Source organism: Myroides sp. N17-2, assembly GCF_002286775.1.
In the GTDB taxonomy this organism is placed as follows: Bacteria; Bacteroidota; Bacteroidia; order Flavobacteriales; family Flavobacteriaceae; genus Flavobacterium.
The window spans coordinates 1-1,329 of record NZ_NSGJ01000101.1; the positions used below are offsets into that span (position 1 = coordinate 1).

Below are 1,329 nucleotides of genomic sequence, written 5' to 3' on the forward strand. Positions count from 1 at the left end.
CATCAGTGTCCGATAAAAACTTTTATCGGAGCTTTTCATATCTATAATATGCTTTAAATCATCCTCTTAACTCGGATAACCGATCTTTACACCTGTAAATAGGTTATCCGAAGAAGGATAGTTGTAATTGTTCAACCTTAGGATCTATTATCCAATCTCTTTCAGGATTTTCTAAAAAATGCAATAGCTTTATATAGTTGAATAAATGTATTTTACAGAAGCTAACCAAGTTAGAGAATGACCAACTTCTATTAAGTTTTTTCTTGATTACAGAGACTAATAAATTAACTATTAAAACACAATATATCTGTATTTTAATAGCATTTTCATTATCTCCTAAGAAGTATTTCAATGGAAAATTTTGTTTAAGTTGCTTAAAGACTAATTCTATTTGCCATCTTGTTTTATATAATCCTGCAATTAAATCGGCTCTAAAATCAAAGAGGTTCGTTATAAATTCAAACTCTCTTTTATGTTCTCGATCATAGTACTTTACCTTTCTAAGTTTAAGTTTAGTTGACCTATTGTTTTCTTTTACAGTTACTTGGATTATTTGATCTTGTAACACGCCATTATGAATATGTTCTGGGATATCATTAATTTCAAGTAAATCATAATTAGCGTTATCTTTTATCCTTGTTACAAATCCTGTATTATTATCTGTAAAGAGTTTAAAGGCTTTGTAATCATTATATCCTTTGTCAAAGACATATATTGTGTTTTGATCATATTCTAACCTTTCTAAAAACTTTTGATCATGTGTTGTTGCAGAACTGAACCATACCATATTTGGAACTTTTTCGTCTGCGTTAATTACTGAATGAACTTTTATACCTCCCTTTGATTTACCATCTTTAGCTTTGCGTCCTACACAGTTTAAAACATTACTAAACAAGCTAATTGTTGAGCTATCAACTAGCTTTACTTGTTTGTTAATCACATCTTTAATTCGGCTGTCCGATAACTCAGGAGAGTATATACTTAATAATTCATTATAGATATCCGCAAAAAATTCAATGCTTCTTTCTCGATTAGCATCTGATAATGTACTACGTTTGGGGATGTGACTTAATTGAAAGTCTTTTGTTTTTCCTGATAAACCAAGCATTGCTCCAGATACTTCTCGTAAAGAATTGCACTTAGCAAAACAACAAAATAACATGCTTATTAAGTGATCTTTAGATTTAAATTTCTTGACATAGTAATCTGATTTGTTCTCCTTTACAGAAGATTCAATAATCTTATCATCTATTAAAGAAATCAGCTGTCCGAATACCGATTTACTAGAAAAATATGTACTTTTACTCATCGTGTTTATTGTTTTGCAAG

1 protein-coding gene is annotated in these 1,329 nt (G+C 29.6%); it reads right to left on the reverse strand.

Annotation, left to right across the window (positions count from 1 at the left end; genetic code table 11):
* Positions 1-103: 103 nt before the first annotated feature.
* A partial coding sequence (locus tag CF599_RS19250) for an IS4 family transposase (protein ID WP_254050373.1) occupies positions 104-1,329 on the reverse strand: 1,226 nt, incomplete at its 5' end.